Below are 539 nucleotides of genomic sequence, written 5' to 3'. Positions count from 1 at the left end.
GACGCTAATAGCAGATAAAAACGATATAGATGGTTTGCAAACTCAAATGCTGACGGTACTTGCTCGTTTTGCACCCAGTGAATGTATCATTAGTGAAGCATTCAGCGATAGCACAGATGCAGAGTGGATGCTGTGGTTACGGCAACATCTGGACTGCCCCATCATAGAAGTCGCTGCCAATGACTTTCATCGTGAGCATGCCAGTGACACGCTTTGTCAGCAGTTTGAGGTACAACGTCTTGACGGTTTGGGTATCGCGGATAACCTGCTGGCGCAAACTAGCTGTGCAGCGCTTATCCATTATGCTCGGCAAACGCAGCAGCGTCATGTGCCACAAGTCAATCAGCTGATCGTTGAATACAGTGACGATTATTTGATTATCGATGCCAATAGTCAGCAAAACCTTGAGTTATTTAGTCCAGTCAGTAGCAACGGCACGTCGTTAATATCTGTCCTTAACCATTGTCAAACGCCAATGGGCAAGCGACTTCTCGTACAGCAAATGAAGCGTCCACTGCGTCAGCATGCGCGCATCAATA

1 pseudogene is annotated in these 539 nt (G+C 47.1%); it reads left to right on the top strand.

The annotated features are described in order from the left end of the window. Positions 1–539, top strand: a pseudogene (locus ACS8FC_RS20375) (DNA mismatch repair protein MutS); the annotation flags it as partial.

The sequence above is a fragment of the Psychrobacter sp. 1Y4 genome (assembly GCF_051847555.1).
Note: the sequence above shows the minus strand (reverse complement) of the source record. Positions and strands in the feature narration are given on the sequence as shown.